General features: G+C 46.0%; 18 protein-coding genes. 11 read left to right on the forward strand and 7 right to left on the reverse strand.

Going from position 1 to position 21346, the window contains the following annotated elements:
- Positions 1-125 precede the first annotated feature (125 nt).
- Entirely contained in the window at positions 126-1106 is a 981-nt protein-coding gene (locus tag ACYVE4_RS04775) for a UDP-glucuronic acid decarboxylase family protein (protein WP_460995786.1), read from the reverse strand.
- A 349-nt stretch (positions 1107-1455) separates the two neighbouring features.
- Entirely contained in the window at positions 1456-2787 is a 1332-nt protein-coding gene (locus ACYVE4_RS04780) for a UDP-glucose dehydrogenase family protein (RefSeq protein WP_460995787.1), read from the reverse strand.
- A gap of 374 nt (positions 2788-3161) precedes the next feature.
- Here ACYVE4_RS04780 and ACYVE4_RS04785 point away from each other — a divergent pair, with 374 nt between their 5' ends.
- The gene (locus ACYVE4_RS04785; RefSeq protein WP_460995788.1) at positions 3162-4301 is read left to right on the forward strand and encodes an acyl-CoA dehydrogenase family protein; all 1140 of its coding nucleotides are present in this window, start codon (positions 3162-3164) and stop codon (positions 4299-4301) included.
- A gap of 113 nt (positions 4302-4414) precedes the next feature.
- Here the strand turns inward: ACYVE4_RS04785 and ACYVE4_RS04790 are convergent, their stop codons facing one another.
- Together ACYVE4_RS04790 and pgeF are read right to left on the reverse strand one after the other, a co-directional pair.
- Positions 4415-4657, reverse strand: a complete 243-nt coding sequence (locus tag ACYVE4_RS04790; RefSeq protein ID WP_381497169.1) for a GlsB/YeaQ/YmgE family stress response membrane protein — start codon at positions 4655-4657, stop codon at positions 4415-4417.
- A 66-nt stretch (positions 4658-4723) separates the two neighbouring features.
- Complete coding sequence (gene pgeF / locus ACYVE4_RS04795; protein ID WP_460995789.1) at positions 4724-5491, reverse strand: peptidoglycan editing factor PgeF; 768 nt, start codon at positions 5489-5491, stop codon at positions 4724-4726.
- A 273-nt stretch (positions 5492-5764) separates the two neighbouring features.
- Here pgeF and ACYVE4_RS04800 point away from each other — a divergent pair, with 273 nt between their 5' ends.
- The 4 genes from ACYVE4_RS04800 to ACYVE4_RS04815 all read left to right on the forward strand — a co-directional run bounded on the left by ACYVE4_RS04800 (position 5765) and on the right by ACYVE4_RS04815 (position 11138).
- Entirely contained in the window at positions 5765-6163 is a 399-nt protein-coding gene (locus ACYVE4_RS04800; protein WP_460995790.1) for a T9SS type A sorting domain-containing protein, read from the forward strand.
- Positions 6164-6333: 170 nt separating this feature from the next.
- On the forward strand, positions 6334-8004 hold the full coding sequence (locus ACYVE4_RS04805; protein ID WP_460995791.1) for a putative maltokinase: 1671 nt from the start codon (positions 6334-6336) through the stop codon (positions 8002-8004).
- A gap of 212 nt (positions 8005-8216) precedes the next feature.
- Entirely contained in the window at positions 8217-10253 is a 2037-nt protein-coding gene (gene glgB, locus ACYVE4_RS04810; RefSeq protein WP_460995792.1) for a 1,4-alpha-glucan branching protein GlgB, read from the forward strand.
- Positions 10254-10364: 111 nt separating this feature from the next.
- Positions 10365-11138, forward strand: a complete 774-nt coding sequence (locus ACYVE4_RS04815) for a hypothetical protein (RefSeq protein WP_460995793.1) — start codon at positions 10365-10367, stop codon at positions 11136-11138.
- 102 nt (positions 11139-11240) lie between these two features.
- Here ACYVE4_RS04815 and ACYVE4_RS04820 read toward each other — a convergent pair whose 3' ends face one another.
- Positions 11241-12203 carry an alpha-E domain-containing protein gene (locus ACYVE4_RS04820; protein WP_460995794.1) on the reverse strand — a complete coding sequence of 321 codons (963 nt, stop codon included), beginning with the start codon at positions 12201-12203 and terminating at the stop codon, positions 11241-11243.
- 248 nt (positions 12204-12451) lie between these two features.
- Between ACYVE4_RS04820 and ACYVE4_RS04825 the strand changes: the two genes are divergently transcribed.
- Positions 12452-13234, forward strand: a complete 783-nt coding sequence (locus tag ACYVE4_RS04825; RefSeq protein WP_460995795.1) for an NIPSNAP family protein — start codon at positions 12452-12454, stop codon at positions 13232-13234.
- Positions 13235-13312: 78 nt separating this feature from the next.
- A complete protein-coding gene (locus ACYVE4_RS04830; protein WP_460995797.1) occupies positions 13313-14704 on the forward strand; it encodes a Gfo/Idh/MocA family protein in 1392 nt (463 codons plus the stop codon).
- A gap of 87 nt (positions 14705-14791) precedes the next feature.
- Here ACYVE4_RS04830 and ACYVE4_RS04835 read toward each other — a convergent pair whose 3' ends face one another.
- Together ACYVE4_RS04835 and ACYVE4_RS04840 are read right to left on the reverse strand one after the other, a co-directional pair.
- On the reverse strand, positions 14792-15397 hold the full coding sequence (locus ACYVE4_RS04835; RefSeq protein ID WP_460995798.1) for a hypothetical protein: 606 nt from the start codon (positions 15395-15397) through the stop codon (positions 14792-14794).
- A gap of 73 nt (positions 15398-15470) precedes the next feature.
- Positions 15471-17321: an ABC transporter ATP-binding protein gene (locus ACYVE4_RS04840; protein ID WP_460995799.1), complete on the reverse strand. Its 1851-nt coding sequence runs from the start codon at positions 17319-17321 to the stop codon at positions 15471-15473.
- 156 nt (positions 17322-17477) lie between these two features.
- Between ACYVE4_RS04840 and ACYVE4_RS04845 the strand changes: the two genes are divergently transcribed.
- From ACYVE4_RS04845 to ACYVE4_RS04860, 4 genes are all read left to right on the forward strand, one after another.
- Complete coding sequence (locus ACYVE4_RS04845; protein ID WP_460995800.1) at positions 17478-18002, forward strand: thioredoxin family protein; 525 nt, start codon at positions 17478-17480, stop codon at positions 18000-18002.
- A gap of 166 nt (positions 18003-18168) precedes the next feature.
- Positions 18169-18567, forward strand: coding sequence for a hypothetical protein (locus ACYVE4_RS04850; protein WP_460995801.1), 399 nt, complete (start codon positions 18169-18171; stop codon positions 18565-18567).
- An 88-nt stretch (positions 18568-18655) separates the two neighbouring features.
- Positions 18656-19189, forward strand: coding sequence for a low affinity iron permease family protein (locus tag ACYVE4_RS04855; RefSeq protein ID WP_460995802.1), 534 nt, complete (start codon positions 18656-18658; stop codon positions 19187-19189).
- A gap of 122 nt (positions 19190-19311) precedes the next feature.
- Positions 19312-21339, forward strand: coding sequence for a PAS domain-containing sensor histidine kinase (locus ACYVE4_RS04860; RefSeq protein WP_460995803.1), 2028 nt, complete (start codon positions 19312-19314; stop codon positions 21337-21339).
- The last annotated feature ends 7 nt before the right edge of the window (positions 21340-21346 follow it).

Genomic DNA, 21346 nt, shown 5'->3' on the forward strand with positions numbered 1-21346 from the left:
ATAAAAAAACCTGCGCGCCATGTGGCTCGCAGGTTTATATTAGACAGCTAAAGGTGTACTGCCAAGGCAGTTACTCAGGTAAAATTAAGTATTTTTTCAGTAACCACAATCCCTTTATCTATATATTACTTTTTATCAAACTCACGGTGGTAGGCCGCCTTATATAGCTCCTCTTCCGGTAGGCTCTTGAAGTATTCGTACGTAATCCGCAAGCCCTCGGCCCGAGCTACTTTCGGTTCCCAACCCAGAATTTCCTTTGCCTTGGTAATATCAGGTTGCCGTTGTTTGGGATCATCTTTTGGTAGATCCTTAAAGATTAATTTCTGGGTTGTACCCGTCAGTTTAATGATTTCTTCGCCAAACTCCTTAATCGTAATTTCGGATGGGTTGCCAATATTCACCGGATAGGGATAATCGCTCAATAAGAGCCGGTAAATACCTTCGACCAGATCATCGACGTAGCAGAACGAACGAGTCTGACTGCCATCCCCGAAAACAGTTAAGTCTTCTCCCCGAAGCGCCTGTCCGATGAATGCCGGCAATACCCGGCCATCATTCAGCCGCATCCGTGGCCCATACGTATTGAAAATCCGAACGATGCGCGTTTCCAGACCATGATAGGTATGGTAAGCCATGGTCATTGCTTCCTGAAAGCGCTTAGCTTCGTCATATACCCCGCGAGGGCCAACTGGATTCACATTCCCCCAATATTCCTCATTCTGCGGATGAACGGTTGGGTCGCCATACACTTCGGAGGTCGAAGCGATAATAACGCGAGCCCCCTTCACCCGAGCTAAGCCAAGACAATTATGAATGCCAAGCGACCCCACTTTCAGCGTCTGAATCGGAATTTTCAGATAATCGATTGGGCTGGCTGGCGAGGCAAAATGCAGGATATAATCCAGATTGCCCGGCACATGAATGAATTTGGAGACATCATGGTGATAAAACTCAAAATTGGGCAAATGGAACAAATGCTCAATGTTACGGATATCGCCCGTAATGAGGTTGTCCATAGCGATCACATGATAGCCTTCCTTAATGAATCGGTCGCAGAGGTGCGACCCGAGAAACCCGGCTCCTCCGGTAATTAGTACACGTTTCATTCGTTACGAGTTGGTAGTGGATAGTTTAGGTAGTCGCCGTAATGCAACTAATCAATACGCTAACCCACAATTCGTGAATATTCAAAATAATAGGCTTACTCCCCTGACTTATGTCAGGCCAATTTAATTAGATTCCTGAAATCACTCAGAATCTCTTCAAACCTACTATCTATATACGACTTTCAAAAGCGGCTAGTTGCTATAATTACTTAGTTTATAAGAATTAACTAGGTAAGTTTTGAAAGCAAAAGGCTGTGTCTCTGAGTTAAAATAGCCTATTAAATGAATAGGTTCTATTTTTGGGCCATTACTGGTAACCAGAAAAGTAGAACCTATGCTATTTTAGCGATTACACCTTTTGCTCAACTGGGGCCAAAACAGGCTCACGTCCTACTGAATAATACGTATAGTTCTGCTCCCGCATCTGATCCAGTTCATATACATTCCGACCATCGAAAATCACGCGGTTCTTCAACAGCAGGTTCATTTTATCGAAGTCAGGGGTACGGAACAGCGGCCATTCCGTAATAACCACCAGCGCGTCAGCATCGTCCAGCGCAGCATATTGCGTATGGGCATACGTCACTGTATTACCAATTTGACCCCGTACATTCTCCATGGCTTCAGGGTCATATACCGTTACTTTGGCGCCTGCTTCTACTAACGCTTTAATGTTGTCCAACGCAGGTGCTTCACGAATATCATCCGTATAGGGTTTAAACGCCAAGCCCCAAACGGCAATGGTTTTCCCTTTTAGATCCCCACCAAAGTGATTGAGAATCAATGGCATCAGTTTGGTTTTCTGCTCATAATTAACTTCCATAACTGATTTTAGCACTTTGAAATCGTAATCAAAGTCCTTTGCCGTTTTGGCCAATGCCTGCACATCTTTAGGAAAACAGCTCCCGCCATAGCCAATACCAGCAAACAGGAAGCGCTTACCAATCCGGCTATCGGTACCAATACCCCGACGAATGTCATCCACGTTTGCACCAGCCCGCTCGCACAGGTTAGCAATCTCGTTCATGAAGGTGATTTTAGTAGCCAGGAATGCATTGGCCGCGTATTTGGTCATTTCGGCAGAACGCTCATCCATAAAGATGACCGGATTGCCCTGGCGCACCAACGGAGCATACAGCTTATTCATCACCGCTTTAGCCCGCTCCGACCTCGTACCGATAACCACACGGTCGGGCTTCATGAAATCTTCAACGGCTACACCTTCCCGCAAAAACTCGGGGTTGGATACAACATCAAAATCGACCTTAGCATTGTCAGCAATATGCGCATATACTTTCTCGGCTGTTCCAACAGGCACCGTACTCTTGTCAACAATAACGGCGTATTGACTTAGAATTGGTCCCAGATCACTGGCGACTTTTAATATATATTTCAGGTCAGCCGATCCATCTTCGCCCGGCGGAGTTGGTAGAGCCAGGAAGATAACTTCAGCGCCTTTTATGCCCTCTTCAAGATTGGTCGTAAATGACAAACGGCCTTCCTCTACGTTTCGATGAAACAGAGTCTCCAGGCCCGGTTCATAAATAGGAACAATCCCGTTATTTAATTTTTCTACTTTTCTGATGTCAATATCAACGCAGGTAACCTGATTGCCTGTTTCAGCAAAACAAGTACCTGTGACAAGACCTACGTATCCGGTTCCAACAACAGCTAATTTCATATAAGTTATACGTTCATATATAAGATGGCTTCCTGCAATACGCTATCTAGACGTATCCTCAGGTCTATTGTCACAAAAATAGGAGTTTTTTAATAATTGCCTCTGCCTTCTAATTAATAATGACTTATCGGTACATTAACTCCTGAAAACCAGAGAGCTTTTTCATACGTATTTTCAGATTACAGTGCATGATACCAGTTTTAGAAAACCGAATATCTGAAGTATAAAAAACTAGATTTTCATCACCAAAATAATTGATTCATTTCCTTTTAAATCGTTAAACCAATGGTTTGCGATCGGCTCTAAAAAACATTGGAGTTCTGACGTTTTTTTCCGATATTCCTACTTATTCGCTGCTCAATGCAGCATACTTTATGACAAACGAAATTGTAGAAAATCAAGAATTAATAGCTCAATCCGTACGAGACCTAACCGAACGGCTCATCCGTCCGAACAGTCGTCAGTGGGATGAAGAGCAACATTTTCCAGCAAATCTGTTTCGCCAACTGGGCGAGCAGGGATTAATGGGCATGTTGGTGCCCATTGAGTATGGAGGTACCGGATTGGGCTATCGTGAATATGTGACAGCTATTGTCGAATTGGCCCGTGTTGATGGTGCCGTCGGTTTATCGATGGCGGCTCATAATTCTTTATGTTCCAATCACATTCTTTTATTTGGCAGTCATGAACAAAAAATGGCCTATCTCCCTCGGTTGGCAAGTGGTGAGTGGCTGGGAGCCTGGGGTTTGACAGAGCCGAATACGGGTTCCGATGCCGGAAATATGCGTACAACGGCGGTGCGTGATGGAGATGATTGGGTACTGAATGGTGCTAAAAATTTCATTACGCACGGTAAAAGCAGTGATGTCGCTGTAGTCATTGCCCGCACGGGTGAGCCGAATACGACACATAACGCCACCGCTTTTGTTGTCGAACGCGGAACGGCCGGCTTTTCAGGAGGTCGGAAAGAAGATAAATTAGGTATGCGTGCGTCTGAAACCGCCGAGATGTTGTTTCAGGATTGTCGAATTCCCGATAGTCAGCGGCTTAGCGAAGTAGGTGATGGTTTCATCCAATCCTTAAAAGTGCTTGACGGCGGCCGTATTTCGATCGCAGCATTAAGCCTTGGCATTGCAATAGGTGCTTACGAAGCAGCTCTTGATTACGCAAAAGAACGGGAGCAATTTGGAAAACCGATCGCTAGTTATCAGGGAATCAGCTTCAAACTGGCTGATATGGCAACAGAAATTGAGGCCGCCAAGCTTTTAACTTATCAGGCAGCTGATTTAAAAGATGCTGGTAAGCCAGTCACAAAAGAAGCCGCAATGGCGAAATTATATGCGTCCGAAACGGCTGTACGCGTCGCAAACGAAGCGGTTCAGGTTTTTGGCGGCTATGGTTATACGAAGGATTTTCCCGTCGAGAAGTTTTATCGGGATGCCAAGCTCTGTACAATTGGAGAAGGGACTAGCGAGATCCAGAAGGTGGTGATTTCGAGGCAGATACTAAAATAAACCGGGATTTAAGGATTTAACTGACCGACTATGCCTTTGCCTGTTCACTTCAACGAAGTGTTTATCTACAAAAGCATAGTCGGTCAGTTAAATCCTTAAATCCCGGTTCAGGACTACACCGTACTACTACGTCCCTTAATAAGGGCAGCAATGCCAAGAATGATAACGGCGCCCACGAAAGCAGTTAGTATTTGATCGATTACGCCACCATCGCGGCCAAAAATCCATCCACCCACAAATCCACCGGCAATACCTAAGAGAATTTCGGCGAATAACGAAAACGAAAACCGTTTAAAAACCAGGTCAGCCAGCCAACCAGCTACGGCCCCTACCAGAATTGATACTAAGATTCCCATAATTGTAGTCGTTGAGTTATTATTCGAATTAAAAACAGATATATAACGACCACCACTCTATTTTGTTTAGGCGTTTATGCCAATTACGGCTAGCATACGCCCTGTTTGCCCCTGCTCGGCCCGATATGAAAAATAATCGCTGTTGTTCAATACAGTCGAGAAAGGCGATATATGAATCTGCTCACTAGGTATGCCAAAATCTCGCAAAAGCTGAGCATTCGCTTTTTTTAAATCCACGAAACTCTTTCCAGACGCGGCATTGTCGCGTTTAAACTCGGAATCAAACTGCTCAGCTACTTCTGTTCCGACTTCAAAAGAACACTCGTCAATGCACGTTCCAATATAAGCATAGCAATGAATTGCCGATGCACCGAACTGCTGTTGCATCTGAACAAGTGTTTTCGTCACAATTTTTCCGACAGTGCCCCGCCAGCCCGCATGAATGGCGGCAACAGCCTGATGTTCCTGATCATAAATGAGAATGGGAACACAATCTGCAACGGTTACACCAATATAGAGTCCGGGGGTATTTGTTATTAAGGCATCGTATCCATCGTAACGGCCGGGTTCAGTGGCCCGTAAAATCTCCGTACCATGAACCTGATGCGAAGAAGCAAATCGATCTACGGTTGCGCCGATAGCCGAAAAGAAACGCCGACGGTTTTCATTGACATTGACAGTATCGTCAGGTGTGTTGATTCCCAGATTAAGCGACGCAAATGGGGCTGGACTAACCCCTCCGTGCCGTGTGCTTTCTGCCGCAATCAGATTAGGGAAATTAGTGAATACAGGTAGAGTCGTATATAAATATGTAGGGGTTGTTTCAGGTATCATAAACGGTTTATTAACGATAGGACTTCCTGAACCACTTTTTTAGCGACTCAAACCCATTAGTCCGACGGTCTTTTCTCAAATATAGTGGGTAAAACAGCCATTTCTACGCTGACCGTTCGCTCAGTCGTCATCGTTTTCCTGCCATTCATCCAATCGGGCTACCGTTCCAGTAGTTTGCAATGCATAGTACCATTTAGTGCCCATAACTTTGGTGCAACAAAACGGGAAAGAAACCCCGACCTGCTTAGAACTAAACACAAACAACAACATACAATGAAAACGCTCGTTAAAACCTTCGCTCTTGCCCTTTCTTTAGGCCTTGTTACCACTGCTGCTACGTTCGCAGAAACCAACCCAGGTAGCCGTCCGGCTGCGGTTGCCAGTTTTAAAACCGGTATTTATACAACAACTAGTGGCAAACTAAATGTTGCTCTGGATAAAGAAAAAGGCGGTACAGTCGATATCGTCCTGAAATCGCCTAGCGGCAAGATTTTATTCAGCGAACACCTGACTAAAAAAGAAGAAAACTACCGGACTCAGTTGAATCTGAGTGAATTGACCGATGGCGTTTACAAACTGGAAGTGACAAACGGAGTTGAAACAACCACACAAACCGTAACCCTGTCAACCCAGCAACCTAGCTCACCCAACCGTGTAATTTCAGTGCAGTAATTCTCACCATTCTTTTATCCACCCCTTCGCTCAATTGCTTGAGCGAAGGGGTATTTTTTTATATAAAAGGTATAATCGTCAACCCATTTTTTATTCTACATTCAAGAAGTTTTTGACCTGAATCAGGTTATGTAAATACGCATAAACTAATACCCATTTAAATGCCCCTTATGGCTACGACTCCTAAAGCCTTATTTTCAGCTACCTCCTGGAATCAACTTCGTTCGGATACCGATTTCTGGACAATGCTGACCCAGATATTATTGCCTGATTATGTAAACACCTGCCGCTGGTTTGCCGGTAAAGCCCGCCAACAGACGGGTTTCGCTATTCCAACAATACATACAGTACCACTTGCCGACGGCGACATTGCTTATTTAGCCATTCTGGAAGTCAGTTATGCCGATGGTGTACCGGAGAATTATTTGTTACCCATCTCATTTATCGCCAGTCATACTGTTCCACCTTCAGCTATTACGCAGGAAGCAATACCCGAGAAAGGGCATATTGGTGAAGCTACTTTGAATGGGCAAACTGGTCTTTTGATTGATGCGATCTACGACGAACGATTTCAGCAGGCACTATTCTCAGCTATTCACGGCGCCCAAACTATTTCACAAACGAATGGGCAGATTGCGTTTCACCGGGGAAAAGGGCTGGAAAAGGCAGACCACACCCTAAAATCGCACGTATTGCCCGTTGATTCAAGTAACTCGGCTATGGTTTTTGGAAATAAATACTTCCTTAAACTTTACCGCAAACTCTTTCAGGAAACAAATCCGGAAGTCGACATGGTCGCATTTCTGACGGATGAAAGCAATTTTCCGCACATTCCTGCCTTTGGCGGCAGCATTATCTGGCAGCGTACCGGCAATCCTGATATTACGCTAGGCATGGTGCAACGAATGGTGCCCAACGATAAAGATTCGTGGATGCAAACCGGTGACTATCTGAATGATTTTTTATACGGCGTTCCCAATCGAATGTTTGCCATTCGGGAGGATGTCTTCGATAAAGTTGAACTACTAGGTCGTCGGACGGGGGAATTACATTGCGCGCTTTATCGACCCAAACGCGCCGGAGTACCCGCCAATCCCGCATTTGATCCTGAGCCATTTACGGATGAATATCGCCAGTTTCTGATTAAGCGATTTGAGGATTTGCTGGAACAACGTTACGCGCTCCTCATCGATAATTACGCGAAACTCGATCCGCAAGCGCAGCGATTGGCCTGGGTGTTTATGGAAGCCAAAGAAATGATCGACACGTTTATTGATGATTTCCGCACCCGCCCGCTCGATTCCTTACGCATTCGCATTCACGGCGATTATCACCTCGGTCAGGTTCTGGCAACGACCAATGATTTTGTCATGATCGATTTCGAAGGCGAACCCGAAAGCACCATCACTGAGCGTAAAATCAAGCATTCCCCTTTGAAAGATGTCGCGGGCATGATTCGGTCGTATCACTACGCTGTATCAGCTAAGCTGTTTAACTCTACGGAGACTGAAGGAATTGAGCCTGAGCATTTACAACGCGTATCGGATCGTTGGTTTTACCTCATTCGCGACACGTTTCTAAACGCCTATCTGGACGTTTTCGGCGCTCCACATCAGCTGTTTAAAAACAACAGTGAGATCAATTTTCTGCTGCTGATTTACCTGCTTGAAAAGGCGGTTTATGAACTAGGTTATGAAATCAGCTATCGGCCATCGTGGGTAAAAATTCCACTCAAAGGAATTATCGACGTCGTACGTGAAATTGAAAAGATCCGCCTTAGCGATGGCGATGTCGTTCCCGATGTACCGATGCTGCAAACGGGGCTGCTACAGGCGAAATAGGTTGAAGGTCGAAAAGTCATTTTCAGAGCAAGGCACAATCTACTTTGCTGAGCTAATAGCATGTTTTGACAATCCTTACTTCATCTCTATCTGCGAGTCGTTCGAGCGCGCCATTTCTGGCGAAAAATAATAGCCTCTTTTGCCCTGCCACTTTTTTTCTAACTTTCCGGCTCTGATTCCGTTCACTAACAGAGGTCTATCAGTTTGAACTTATGGCAAAACGCAAAATTCCTACACCTGCGGCCGAAACCGAACAGCCGGTAACGCCCGTAGTCCCTAAACCATCGAAACCTAAAAAAGCAGTAGCAGTACATTCCCCACCCGCTCCTATTGAGCAACCTCAACAGACAGGTCCTTATTCCCGTTTCACCGACTTCGATGTCCATTTATTCCGGTCGGGAACGCATCATCGACTTTACGAGAAATTTGGTTCGCACGTTGTCGAATATAATGGTGAAGTAGGTACCTACTTCGCTGTTTGGGCGCCATCGGCCAAATATGTAGCCGTTATTGGCAACTTCAACGGTTGGAATCGGGGCAGTAATCCGATGAATGTTCGCTGGGATTCGTCGGGGATTTGGGAAGTATTCATTCCGCATATCGGCGCAGGCGAAACGTATAAATATTTTATTGTTCATGAAGGGGGACGCGAACTCGAAAAAGGCGATCCTTACGCGCATTCGTGGGAAATTCCCCCAAAAACCGCATCAATCGTTCGGGATACCTATTACGAATGGAACGATCAGGAATGGATGGCTAATCGTCATGCGAAAAATGCGCTGAACGCACCCATTTCGGTCTACGAAGTACATCTATCATCCTGGCGACGAGATCCCAGCAATCCCGAACGCGAATTGAGTTACGGCGAAATTGCGGATGCGCTGGTGCCATATGTACAGGATATGGGCTTTACGCACGTAGAGTTCATGCCAGTGATGCAATATCCGTATGCACCTTCTTGGGGATACCAGATTACGGGTTATTATGCGCCAAGCAGCCGTTTCGGTACGCCACAGGATTTTATGCGACTTGTTGAGCGATTGCACCAGGCCGACATTGGGGTTATTCTGGATTGGGTCCCCTCCCATTTTCCCGGCGATGCACACGGTCTGTACGAGTTCGATGGATCGCACCTGTACGAACACCCCGATATGCGCAAAGGCTACCATCCCGACTGGAAAAGCTATGTTTTCAACTACGCCCGGCCGGAAGTTCGTTCGTTTCTGTTGAGCAATGCCTTATTCTGGCTCGACCGCTGTCATGCTGATGGATTGCGAGTGGATGCGGTCGCGTCGATGCTTTATCTGGATTATTCGCGGAATGCGGGTGAATGGGAACCGAATATGTTCGGCGGTCGCGAAAACCTCGAAGCCATTTCGCTCTTCAAAGAATTGAACGAAGCCGTTTACAAAGAATTCCCTGATACGCAGACAGTTGCCGAAGAATCAACAGCATTCCCCGGCGTATCGCGACCCGTCTATACAGGTGGCTTGGGCTTCGGGATGAAGTGGATGATGGGCTGGATGAATGACACGTTACGTTACTTCGAGCGTGATCCGGCGTTCCGTAAATTCCATCAGGACGAGCTGACGTTCAGTACTATTTACGCTTTTACTGAAAACTTCATGCTTCCCCTTTCGCACGATGAAGTGGTTTATGGAAAGCATTCACTGGTTGGTAAAATGCCGGGTGACGAATGGCAACGCTTTGCTAATTTACGGCTTCTGTTTGCGTACATGTTTACTCACTCTGGCACAAAGCTTCTGTTTATGGGTGGTGAATTTGGACAAACGTCTGAGTGGAAATTCGATGCTAGTCTCGACTGGCATTTACTGGAATTCGCTCCACACAAAGGTATGGCTGCCTGTGTGAAAGCGTTGAATAATCTGTATAAAACAGAGCCAGCCCTCTACGAGCGGAATTTCACTGCCGATGGCTTTGAATGGATCGATACTACCGACCGCGAAAATAGCGTGGTTATCTATAGTCGAAAGGGAAATAATCCAGATGATACTGTGCTAGTGGTACTAAATATGACCCCTATTCCTCGTTCAGGATATCGGATCGGTATTCCGTCAGCGGGTACTTATCATGAAATCTTTAATAGCGATGCAATGGAATTTTTTGGTAGTGGGGTTGTCAACGCAAATCCCATTGGCAGTGAAGATCAGGCATGGCAGGGGCGACCTCAGTCGATCCAGTTGTCGATTCCTCCATTAGGTGCCGTAGTATTAAAAATCAAAAAGTAATCACTGCGGGAGAGGCAAGAAATTGCTTCGCTTCTCCCGCTTGGTAGCTTTCCGGCACGCGCTCCACGCATTTCACTAACTTTGTCCGCTCGAACAGTCTGATTCGCCTGCATGAAGAAAATTAGTATTGCCTTTTTACTCTTCGTTTCTGTTACCAGTTTCGCCCAGTCGCCCGTATCCGCCCGGCTTAGTAGTGGCTATGATTTAGGCATGGCTTATGCCAAGAATAACTACAATCCGTCGATCGCCTATTATCAATTACTTAACGTTGGAGAACGCAAACTTTTCTCCTTTGGCTGGACAGCCCGACTAGGTGCTTTCTATGGCGACAATCTCAATTATTATACAGCGCCAGCCAAACTGACACGCGGAAAAACTGGCTTTGCTGCACTCGGCGCTCCTCTCATTAACAACAATATCGACACGGTTCGCTACGATTATGTAACGATGACTTCGCTCAACATTGGCGTTCGGGCGCAGGTAAATCTTGGCAAAGTAGAAGTAGGATTTAGCGCAGACTTGGTTGGGCTAACGTTAGGAAAATCACGAACAGGCCGCTATACTTCCTCAACGGGTAAGTTCATTGTGAAATCGGCTGCTGGCCTTGATTCAGCAACTGTTTTTTTCCAGGGAAACAACGCCTTTCAGCAGGCATCGCCCAGCAATTTCAATGTGCGTTTATTAGGCGATAATGATAGAGGTACGCTGTCAACGGAAGTATACGCTCGTATACATTTATCTCAACGTATAGCCCTTAAAGGTGGTTATCAATGGCTTACAACCGAAACCACCGTCAAAAACCGCGACGTAATTGCCGACAACAATCGATTCCGCAACCGTGCTGGCATGGCCTATCTGGCGGTTACTTTCCCGGTATTTTATTAAAGCAATTTTGTCTTGCTGATGCAGGAAGCATCGAACTATCCTTATTCGAAAGTTTGGATAAATTAAGGTGCTTCCTGCATCAGCAGGATAAAAAATCACTCTTTATACCTCTATCGGTTTCAGATCAAAATAGGTCTGAAAAACAGCAACCCCGACTTCATTCGTTCGAGTCTGGAAGTTGTCGAGATATTGATGCAGGCCCGTTCTGAAAATATCGGCTGTTTCGGTGAATTCGATATCGGTACGTAGCTTGGAAAGCATCCGCTCAGCTGAGTTACCGAAGCCTTGTGTAATGTTATTCCCCGAAATTTCGTAGAGCGATAACTCAGCCTGACGAATGCAATGCGCAACAGCGCGGGGAAACATCTTATCTAGAATCAAGAATTCGACGATACTGGTAGGTGTAAGCGCCCGATACTGCTGTCGGTGCATATTATACGCACTCACCGATTTCAGTACCGCCGACCAGATCATCAGGTCAATAGTCGAGCCAACTAATTCGACTTCGGGCAGCAGTGTGAAATACTTTACATCCAGAAACCGCGACGTCTTATCGGCCCGTTCCAGAAAGCGCCCCAATCGCCCAAAATGCCAGGCTTCGTTCCGGGTGATTGTTGCATCAATAATCCCGTAAAAAAGCTGGATACTATTTCGGATTTCGGTAAAGAAGCTCTGGGTCTGCGTTTCTTCCCACTGCTGCTTCGGCGACGTATCGCGGATCATTAGATAGAAGGTATTGAGGTGTTCCCACATTTCCTTCGAAATAATTTCCCGGATGGTTCGGGCGTTTTCGCGGGCATCGCTCAAGCATGAGACAATCGAGTTCGGATTGCGCTTGTCGAAGGTCATAAAGTGAATGACGTTTTCCCGGGTTGGCTCCTGATAGTATTTTTTAAACAATTCAAGATCAGCCGTTGCCGTCAGAAGGGGCTCCCATTGCTGATCGACATTGGGAGGCAGATCGAGGGCCAGATTGAAGTTTACACTCATAAAACGGGCATAATTTTCGGCCCGTTCAATATAGCGGTGCATCCAGTAAACAGAGTTGGCAACACGACTAAGCATAACGTATAATGTTGGGTTAAAACGGCGGATGACCGACAAAAATAGGGATTAACACTTATTCAGCAAGCCAAGAAAATAGATTAAGGCTTATTAGTCAAAATAATCATCTAAAAAGAACAGAATTAGTATGATAGTTAAAGCTCATTAATATTGCTAAAAACTCAAATCATAGGTACGCAGAAAAGGTTAGAAAAACGCATCAACGTCTTTATATTTAGAAACAACCTCATTACTAGTTACGCAATCCGATGATGCAAACACTATATTCAGTACTAACCGTTAGTCTGTTGCTTAGCACAACCTCTTTTGCTGTGCCGGCTCCAGGCAAGCCGGCTTCAAACAAGCCTAGCACGAAATTCTACGAAGTTCGTATCTACCATCCAACACCCGGCAAATACGCCGAAATTGTGGATCGCTTCCGGCAGTATACGACAAAGATTTTTGAGAAACATGGTATGGAGAATATCGGTTACTGGACGCCAACCGATACGACCAATAAGGAACTCATTTATATTCTGGCTTATCCGAGCCGTGAAGCCCGCGATGCTTCCTGGAAAGCCTTCGGCAGTGATCCGGAATGGAAAGCCGTAGTAGCGAAAACTGAAGCCAACGGAAAACTGGTCGATCACGTAGATCAGATTTTCATGACCGAATCTGACATTTCCCCAGCGATTAAACTGGACAAGAAATCGCCCGAACGTACCTTCGAATTACGCACGTATACGCCTGCTCCTGGTAAGCTAAATGACCTGATCGCTCGTTTCCGTGATCATACCATCAAGCTGTTCAGCCAGCATGGTATGACCCACATCGGCTACTGGATTACACAGGAGAAAGATCCTAATGAGCAGCCTAAGCTGGTTTACATTCTGGCACACCCAAGCGAAGCCGAAGGTAAAAAGCATTTCGATGAATTTCGGAAAGATCCAAAATGGGTAGCTGCTAAAACAGAGTCGGAGAAAAACGGCGCGCTGACTACTAAAGTAGAGTCAGTGTATATGAAGCCTACGGATTATTCGATGATTAAGTAGACTACCTCCCTAAGTTTTTTGAAGTTGGGTAAACATCCCATTTTATCAATCGGTTTCTGACGTAAACTCAACAACGTTATGAAACCGATTGATCGTTTTATGGGCAACTTGCTCACAAATCCGGCGAAGGCTGTCCTATCGCGTCAGGATTTTCTTCAGGTAGCCAGCCGAGGATTAGCTATTGGAGCGCTTGGCAGTACACTCGTGGCCTGCGAGAAAAAGCCGGAAACTACTGCTTCTGCATCTACTCCAAATACCTCAAGTGATCCTGTACCAAAACTACCAGCCACTTCGCCACCCGCTAGTGTACCAGCCGATTCGACAAAACCGATTGAGCTTGAGCAGATAAAAGCCAAAACGGAACAAGAGGAAGGCCCTACTCCTACCCCACTCTCTGACGATCAACGTGTTGGTTATGCTATCGTTGGGCTAGGCCACTTGACACTCAACCAGATTTTACCAGCTTTTGGTGCGTCTAAAAAATCAAAAGTGGTTGCCCTTGTTAGCGGTAGTCCCGAAAAAATGCAGAAAGTGGCTGCCCAATATGGTGTCAAAAAAGAGAGTTGCTATAGCTATAAGGATTACGACAAACTGCGTGACAACCAGGAAGTACAAGCGATTTATATAGTTTTGCCAAACGGCATGCACGCTGAGTATACCATTCGTGGAGCGCAAGCGGGTAAGCATATTTTGTGCGAAAAACCAATGGCAAACACGGTTGCGGAATGTCAGGCCATGATCGATGCCTGCCAAAAAGCAAATCGAAAATTGATGATTGCTTATCGAATTCAATATGAACCACATCACAAAATTGTGCGCGACATGGTTCAGAAAGAGCAGTTCGGGAAAGTAAAGTCGATCATGGCCAACAACGGTCAGAACTCCGATAATCCAGCCCACTGGCGATTCAAAAAAGCGCTGGCCGGCGGAGGTTCCCTACCCGATGTAGGATTATACTGTCTCAATACGATTCGCTATTTGTTGGGCGAGGAGCCCACTGAAGTCGTTGGCTATGTTCATAGTACACCGAACGATCCGAGGTTTACCGAAGTGGAAGAACAGGTGAACTGGCTCATGAAATTTCCGAGTGGTGTTCAGACAAGCTGTGCAACCAGCTATGGCCATCACGACGATAAGAACTATAAAGTACTGGCCGATACCGGCTGGATTAAAATGGACCCAGCGTTTCCGTATAAAGGTCTACAACTCGAAACCAGTCAGGCCCAGGGTAAAGAAGATCAGATTATTCAACACAAAATCAGCGACACCGATCAGTTTGCCGCCGAGCTGGATCATTTCGCTGAATGCATAAAAGATAACAAAGTACCTTATACGCCCGGCGAAGAAGGGCTCCAGGACCAGAAAATTATCGAAGCGATTTATCAATCAGCGCGAGAAGGCCGACCCGTGAAATTAGAAGCGGTATCGAAAAAAGATGCGTTTCGTGGCTCTGAACCGGGATTTAGCTGATTTTTGGATTAACAGGATTTTGTAAAAGAGCGCTTCTTCGAAGCGAAAAACAAAATCCTGTTAATCCAAAAATCCGTTAAATCCCGGTCAATGATGAGGAGTGGCTGCGGGCGGGTTAATCATGATGTGCGCCCGGTGTGTACCAGGGTCCATGATCCAGGGCATACCGGGTGCTTCTGGTTTTAAGGGCAAACCTGTGCTTTCGGCTGTTGCGTAGGGGATGTAAACAACATATCGTAGGTACCCATCTTTGACTTCGCCAGTGGTCGCATTATAGTCCTCATCTTTAGCCGAATAAGAGAATAGTGTTGACGGATGCGAGGGCATCGTTAATTTCTTATCCTTCGTTTCCTGTTCGCGGATAGCCAGAATTTCGGCAGGCTTTTTTCCTTCCTTTTTCAAAATCCGTCCACGTTCCATGAATGGATCTAAATCCTTGTGATAGCAGGATACATTTAGTCCTTTCTGGGCTGGATCATCGGCCAGGCAAATAAATTCATTAGTCCCCTTCCGAAGGATAGCAAATTCATTTTTCGGCGAATAGCCATAGACGGTAGCACCATCCCGTTTATCGGCAGGCGCAGCCAATACAGCGGTTTTGATCTGCATATCGGGCGATGGGATGGTAGGCGTTTGCGCCAAAGCAATAGCACAAAGGCTTTGAAAAGTCAGGCAGGCAGCAATCGTTTTCATAGGTAATGGGTGTTTAGGAAATAATTACATGCACAACATTACATACTCATTTACAGATACGCAAGGAAATCAATTATTGATATCCCCTGGCCTGTAGGCCAAATAGTTCTGCATAGCGACCATCTTTCTCCAGCAATTCGTAATGGCTACCGATTTCGAGCAAGGTTCCGTTTTCCAGTACCAAAATCCGGTCGGCCATACGGACTGTACTGAATCGATGGGAAATAATGACGGACGATTTGCCTTCAGTTAGTTTCGCAAATCGCTGAAAAACTTCGTACTCAGCACGCGCATCAAGTGCGGCTGTCGGTTCATCCAGAATAATTAATTGGGCATCGCGCATATAAGCACGAGCCAGCGCCACTTTCTGCCATTCTCCGCCCGATAATTCGACTCCTTTCCCAAATGAACGACCCAATTGCTGATCGTAACCTTCGGCGAGTTTAGCAATTACTGTATCAGCCAGACTCCGTTGTGCTGACGTTTCGATGCGTGGTTGGTTCGTTCGCTGGTCGATATCGCCAACGGCAATATTGACACCTGCCGACATTTTGAAGCGGGTATAATCCTGAAAAATCACGCCAATATTGCGTCGAAGTTCCGCCAGATCGTACTCGCGAAGATCAACGCCATCAAGAAGGATGCGCCCTTCAGCCGGATCATAAAGTCGAGCTAATAGTTTAACGAGCGTAGTTTTACCAGCTCCATTTTCGCCTACCAAAGCTAATTTCTCACCCGCATGAAGCGTGAAGGATAAGTTGCGCAACGCCCACCGTTCAGAGTTAGTGTATTTGAATCCAACATTCTCAAACACAAACCCTTCGCGAATCGGATTCGGAAATGGTCGCGATGTACTGGGCGAATGAATCAATGGTTTAATGGCGAAATAATCGAAGAGATCCTGCAAATAGATAGCTTCCTGGGTCAGGCTGCTGAATTGAAGTAAAATCCCTTCCAACGAACCCCGAACCTGCCGAAACGAACCGGCTAGAAAGGTTAGATCACCGAGGGAAATTTGGCTATTGACGGCTCGCATCACGATCCAAACGTATGCACCATAATAACCTGCCGTTCCCAGGGCCGTCAGTAACGTTCCCCAACTGGCGCGGCTGATAGCTAGTGCGCGATTTTTCAGATAGTATTCCCATGATAGCGACCGAAATCGATCGATCAGAAAACCCGACAAGCCAAAGATTTTAACCTCTTTAGCCGTTTCGTCGCTCGCACCCACGTATCGCAAATAATCGAGTTCACGTCGTTCGGGGGTCCAGGAACGAGACAGCGAATAACTCCGCTGGTTGAAGTAATTATCACCAATAAACGAGGGCGTTACAGCAATCAGAATCATCAGTAATAGCCAGGGATTATAAACGGCCAGACCAGCCGCCAGAAAACCGACCGAAATCAGTTCCTGAACTTGCCCGAACACGCCGGACAGCAACACTGTACGCCCAGTAGTCTGGCGTCGGGCGCGTTCGAGTTTATCGTAGAACGTCGCATCTTCAAACTGTTCCAGATCGAGGGTAGCTGCGTGTTCCATCAACCGGATCGAGGTTCGGTTGGCAAACAAATCACCTAGTAAACCATCCATCAAAGCAACCGCCCGACCTAATGTTGTTGAAAGAATAGCCAGGACAAACTCAGCAGCTACCAGCCACCACAAATAGCGCGCATCTTCGTGATTGCTGGATTTTGACAGCGTAACAACCTGATCGATAATGAGTTTCCCAACGTACAGTGTAGCCGTTGGAATAGCTGCCCGAATCAGACGCAGGAATGCATTTCCCAGAAATAGACCGGGTGAAACCTCCCAGACCAATTTAAAAAACGCGGGTAAATTGCCCAGCGCGGCAAAGCGTTCGCGCCAGCTTACTTTTTCGGCTGTGTCAGTAGAAGTAGGGGGTGAAAAAGTCCTTTTTGCCATATACAAAAAAGACAAGTACAACGATTGATTAGTTCATCAGAGCAGCCTAACAATCATGTAGTTGGTACTGATAAATCTCACTAGTATACGTAAGACATTTCGCTAATATGGATCAACATTATTAGCAAGAATGCCTGCCTTTTGCATATTTACAGTATGAATTATTCTACGTTTGTATTTCTGCTTTTCGGCCTGACTAGCAGCCTTGCCGAAGAACCAACTGGCATTCGGTTTTTTAGCGGTACATGGCAAGCTGTGATGGCCGAAGCTAAACGTCAGAATAAACCCGTTTATGTAGACGTCTACACGAGTTGGTGTCCGCCCTGCAAACGGATGGCTCGGGAAGCATTTCCGAATACGGCTGTGGGCGAAAAATTCAACGAACACTTCATTAGCTATCAACTAGATGCCGAAGTTGGCGAAGGTTTTGAGCTCGCCAGACGATATGCTGTAGTCAGTTACCCAACTGCTTTATATTTTGTGCCAACCGGTGAACTGGTTCATCGGGCTGTTGGCTACGCGGGCGTGAATGCCATGCTTAAACAAGCGGATATGGTATTAAAGATGCCACAAGTTCGTCGATTTCGTCGTAAGCGACCCAAAAGCGTTGATTTGCCTCCGCCTATTCTTCTGAATCTAATCGACTCAACAAAAACGCAGGAAGTGCCTGATTCGCTTTAAGCACCAATCATAGCCCGACAAAGGCCCATTCTGTCGCTGAAAAAAAGCGTTTGTTCGATTATTTAGTTTATAGATTAATCGAGAGTTAATCCATCGTATGTATCACTTGATCGCATCGGATAACACTCGATAATTAACAGACGATAAAGTTAATTGGCTATAAACGATGAATCGATTATTCATGCTGCTGTTGTTGTTGCTGGTGGGAGTATCAGCAACCGCTCAAACCAAACCGGCATCGACTACACCACCCGATATTGTTTCAGTTGTTGAAGGCGTTACGGGTAAAAGCTTTCAGCCTGACACTACGTATGCCGGTCTATCCGAGGAGGACGCAAGTTTACTGGCTAAAGAGCCAATTGCCAACTGGAGCTTGGCTCAGGAATCTGGCCAGATGGTTTACTACAACCTGGTTGTTGGCACACGATCCTACCAACTCATTGTGATTAAGCCACCTAAAGAGTCGTTTCCGAAAGCTACGTTGTTGCGATTCGCAACGCCCAAATCAAAACCGGAACCGATTGCTCGCGGTGCTCTGAAGCCTAAAGAAGAAAAGCCTAAGTAGACAATGACGAAGATACAGGACATTAAAACGAATTTAATAGTACAATTTCCGTTGAATCTCGTTTTAAGAGAAATTACCTGATATCCCTATGTTCACTAATCCGTCCAAGAATTTCTTTGAGCGATTTGCATCAAGAGCCACCCAGGCTACCGGATCCTCGATAGCTTTTTTGCTTGCCCTACTAACCGTTATCATCTGGATAATAACCGGGCCAATTTTCGGGTATTCCGATACCTGGCAGTTAGTTATTAACACGGGTACGACAATCATCACGTTTCTGATGGTATTTCTGATTCAGAAATCGCAGAATAAAGATTCGCTGGCCATGCAGATCAAGTTAAACGAACTCATTGCGGTAAACCGCAAAGCCAGTAATCGACTGCTTAATGTGGAAGATTTGACCGAACCAGAACTACGCGCCTTACACCGATTTTTTGGTGAATTAGCGGAACGGGCAAAAACAGAAGCCAGTTTATCAGAATCTCATTCGGTTGAAGAAGCTGAAGATATTCACAATGATAAGGTAGAAGCGCTCCACGAACGCCAGGCCGATCGGGGTCGGGAAAAGCGCAAACCTGTTTCTAAATCCGCCAAACCAGCCCGTTCTAAATCGGATACCTAACAATACTAGTCAGCATTTTACACTAAACAGCGTTCCTCAAGCTTTGCAAAACAGTATAGCTTATCAGTGGGTTATAACTCTCCAAGCTTTATTCTTAGCTTAGTTTCCGTTAATTTCAACGCATGAATCAGCCGTTCGATGCTAAGTACACTCAACAAGTCACTGACAATGAAGCTTTATTGCAACGTTCTTACGCTCAGTTGCAAACGGCACTTAGCATTGGTCTGATTGCTACCTGGCTCTGGGATATCGGCAACGATAACGTAGTTGGCGATCAAAATCTGCTGCGTTTTTTCGGCCTGACGGACTCTTCGCTTTCTTCCCGACTTCCGCTTAGTACGTTTACGGATACTATTCATCCTGACGATCAAGCCCGGGTAACACTTCTGATTCAGTCGGCCATACAATCGGGCAATATTTATGAAGCAGAATATCGTATAGTCAGGAAGGATCAGCCTAGTATGTGGATACTTGCCCGGGGGCAGGTGACCTATAATGAGAAGCGACAACCGATTACACTTTCGGGCGTTTTGATTGATGTGACGGAACGAAAGTTGGCCGAAATTCGCTCAAAATTGGCCGAAGATAAACTCCGACTGGCTATTGAATCGGTTCAGCTAGGAACCTGGGATTTCAATCCAATTACCCAGGAGCTAATCTGGTCAGACCGTTGCAAGGAGCTTTTCGGCTTACCCCCATCTGCTTATATCGATTACAGTGTCTTTTTAGCAGGTTTACACCCCGACGACCGGGAACGTACCGATGAGGTTGTGCAGGCAGCGTTGCGGCCGGGCAGTACTGGGTATTATGCTATCGAATACCGAACGATTGGCCTTACCGATGGGCAACTACGCTGGATTCGGGCAAATGGTCAGGCTTTTTTCAATGAAGATGGAATAGCCCATTCATTTATAGGTACCGTTATCGATATTACGGACAGCAAGCGGAACGAAGCTATTCTCCACCAGCGTGTACTGGAGCAAACGCAAAATCTGGAACGCCAGGCCAATCAATTACGAACTACACTAGACGCATCGATCAATAGTATCATCGGTATGACGGCTATCCGGAATGAAACGGGCGCAATAGTCGATTTCATGATGGATACAGCCAACCAAGCGGTTGTGCGAAGTAACTTCATGGAGCCTGATGAAATCATTGGGCGAACATTGCTAACGGTATTTCCTGGTAATGCTGAAAATGGCTTTTTCGATCTGTACATCCGCGTTGTTGAAACCGGTAAGTCGGAGCAAAGCACGCAATTTTATCGGGATGATTTAGGGCTGGAAGGTTGGTTTGAAGTCTCAGCTGTAAAACAGGGAGCGGATGGAGTCGTTGTTACTTTTAACAATATCACTGAACGGACAAAGGCGGAATTAGCTGCTCAGCAACAGGCCATTGAGCTTAAAGCCGCCAACACGGAACTCCGACGGTCGAACGAAAATTTGCAACAGTTTGCCCATATAGCCTCACACGATTTACAGGAACCGCTTCGACGTATTCAGGCATTCAGCGATCTGCTGAAAACGCAGTTTGCCGATAACCTCTCGGATGGAGAGTCCGACATGATCCAGCGTATCCAACGATCGGCCCAGCGAATGCAACTGCTTATCAAAGACTTGCTTACCTATTCGAAGTTAAGTACGCAACGGGAACCCTTTACCCTTATTTCCCTGCGTGAAGTGCTGGACGATGTTGTGAACGATCTTGAAGTAACGATACAGGAAAAACAGGCGGTAATTCAGGTGGGTGAATTACCTAGTTTACTAGGCAGTTCATCGCGTTTACGGCAACTCTTTCAGAATTTAATTACCAACGCGCTGAAGTTCACCAAGCGAAACGATACACCACTTATTCAGATTGATGCCCAACCGGCTCAGCTGAGCGAACTCCCTTCTTATTTGCAGGATCAGCAGGGTAGTCCGTTCTGGTTAATCACGGTAGCGGATAACGGCATTGGGTTCGATGAGCGATATAAAGACAGGATTTTTACACCCTTCCAGCGCCTACACGATACCGCTATGTATAGCGGTACAGGCATCGGCCTCGCGATTTGTCAGCGTGTTGCCGAGAGTCACGGAGGTGCTATTGATGTCACTAGTCAGCTCGGAGAAGGTTCAATCTTTAAGGTATTTTTACCAGCTCTTTAAGGTAAAT

The sequence above is a fragment of the Spirosoma harenae genome (assembly GCF_054776975.1).

Coding starts and splice junctions, on each gene's coding strand:
- ACYVE4_RS04775 (WP_460995786.1), bottom strand. CDS start 1,106: ATGAAACGTGTACTAATTACCGGAGGAGCCGGGTTTCTCGGGTCGCAC.
- ACYVE4_RS04780 (WP_460995787.1), bottom strand. CDS start 2,787: ATGAAATTAGCTGTTGTTGGAACCGGATACGTAGGTCTTGTCACAGGT.
- ACYVE4_RS04785 (WP_460995788.1), top strand. CDS start 3,162: ATGACAAACGAAATTGTAGAAAATCAAGAATTAATAGCTCAATCCGTA.
- ACYVE4_RS04790 (WP_381497169.1), bottom strand. CDS start 4,657: ATGGGAATCTTAGTATCAATTCTGGTAGGGGCCGTAGCTGGTTGGCTG.
- pgeF (WP_460995789.1), bottom strand. CDS start 5,491: ATGATACCTGAAACAACCCCTACATATTTATATACGACTCTACCTGTA.
- ACYVE4_RS04800 (WP_460995790.1), top strand. CDS start 5,765: ATGAAAACGCTCGTTAAAACCTTCGCTCTTGCCCTTTCTTTAGGCCTT.
- ACYVE4_RS04805 (WP_460995791.1), top strand. CDS start 6,334: ATGGCTACGACTCCTAAAGCCTTATTTTCAGCTACCTCCTGGAATCAA.
- glgB (WP_460995792.1), top strand. CDS start 8,217: ATGGCAAAACGCAAAATTCCTACACCTGCGGCCGAAACCGAACAGCCG.
- ACYVE4_RS04815 (WP_460995793.1), top strand. CDS start 10,365: ATGAAGAAAATTAGTATTGCCTTTTTACTCTTCGTTTCTGTTACCAGT.
- ACYVE4_RS04820 (WP_460995794.1), bottom strand. CDS start 12,203: ATGCTTAGTCGTGTTGCCAACTCTGTTTACTGGATGCACCGCTATATT.
- ACYVE4_RS04825 (WP_460995795.1), top strand. CDS start 12,452: ATGATGCAAACACTATATTCAGTACTAACCGTTAGTCTGTTGCTTAGC.
- ACYVE4_RS04830 (WP_460995797.1), top strand. CDS start 13,313: ATGAAACCGATTGATCGTTTTATGGGCAACTTGCTCACAAATCCGGCG.
- ACYVE4_RS04835 (WP_460995798.1), bottom strand. CDS start 15,397: ATGAAAACGATTGCTGCCTGCCTGACTTTTCAAAGCCTTTGTGCTATT.
- ACYVE4_RS04840 (WP_460995799.1), bottom strand. CDS start 17,321: ATGGCAAAAAGGACTTTTTCACCCCCTACTTCTACTGACACAGCCGAA.
- ACYVE4_RS04845 (WP_460995800.1), top strand. CDS start 17,478: ATGAATTATTCTACGTTTGTATTTCTGCTTTTCGGCCTGACTAGCAGC.
- ACYVE4_RS04850 (WP_460995801.1), top strand. CDS start 18,169: ATGAATCGATTATTCATGCTGCTGTTGTTGTTGCTGGTGGGAGTATCA.
- ACYVE4_RS04855 (WP_460995802.1), top strand. CDS start 18,656: ATGTTCACTAATCCGTCCAAGAATTTCTTTGAGCGATTTGCATCAAGA.
- ACYVE4_RS04860 (WP_460995803.1), top strand. CDS start 19,312: ATGAATCAGCCGTTCGATGCTAAGTACACTCAACAAGTCACTGACAAT.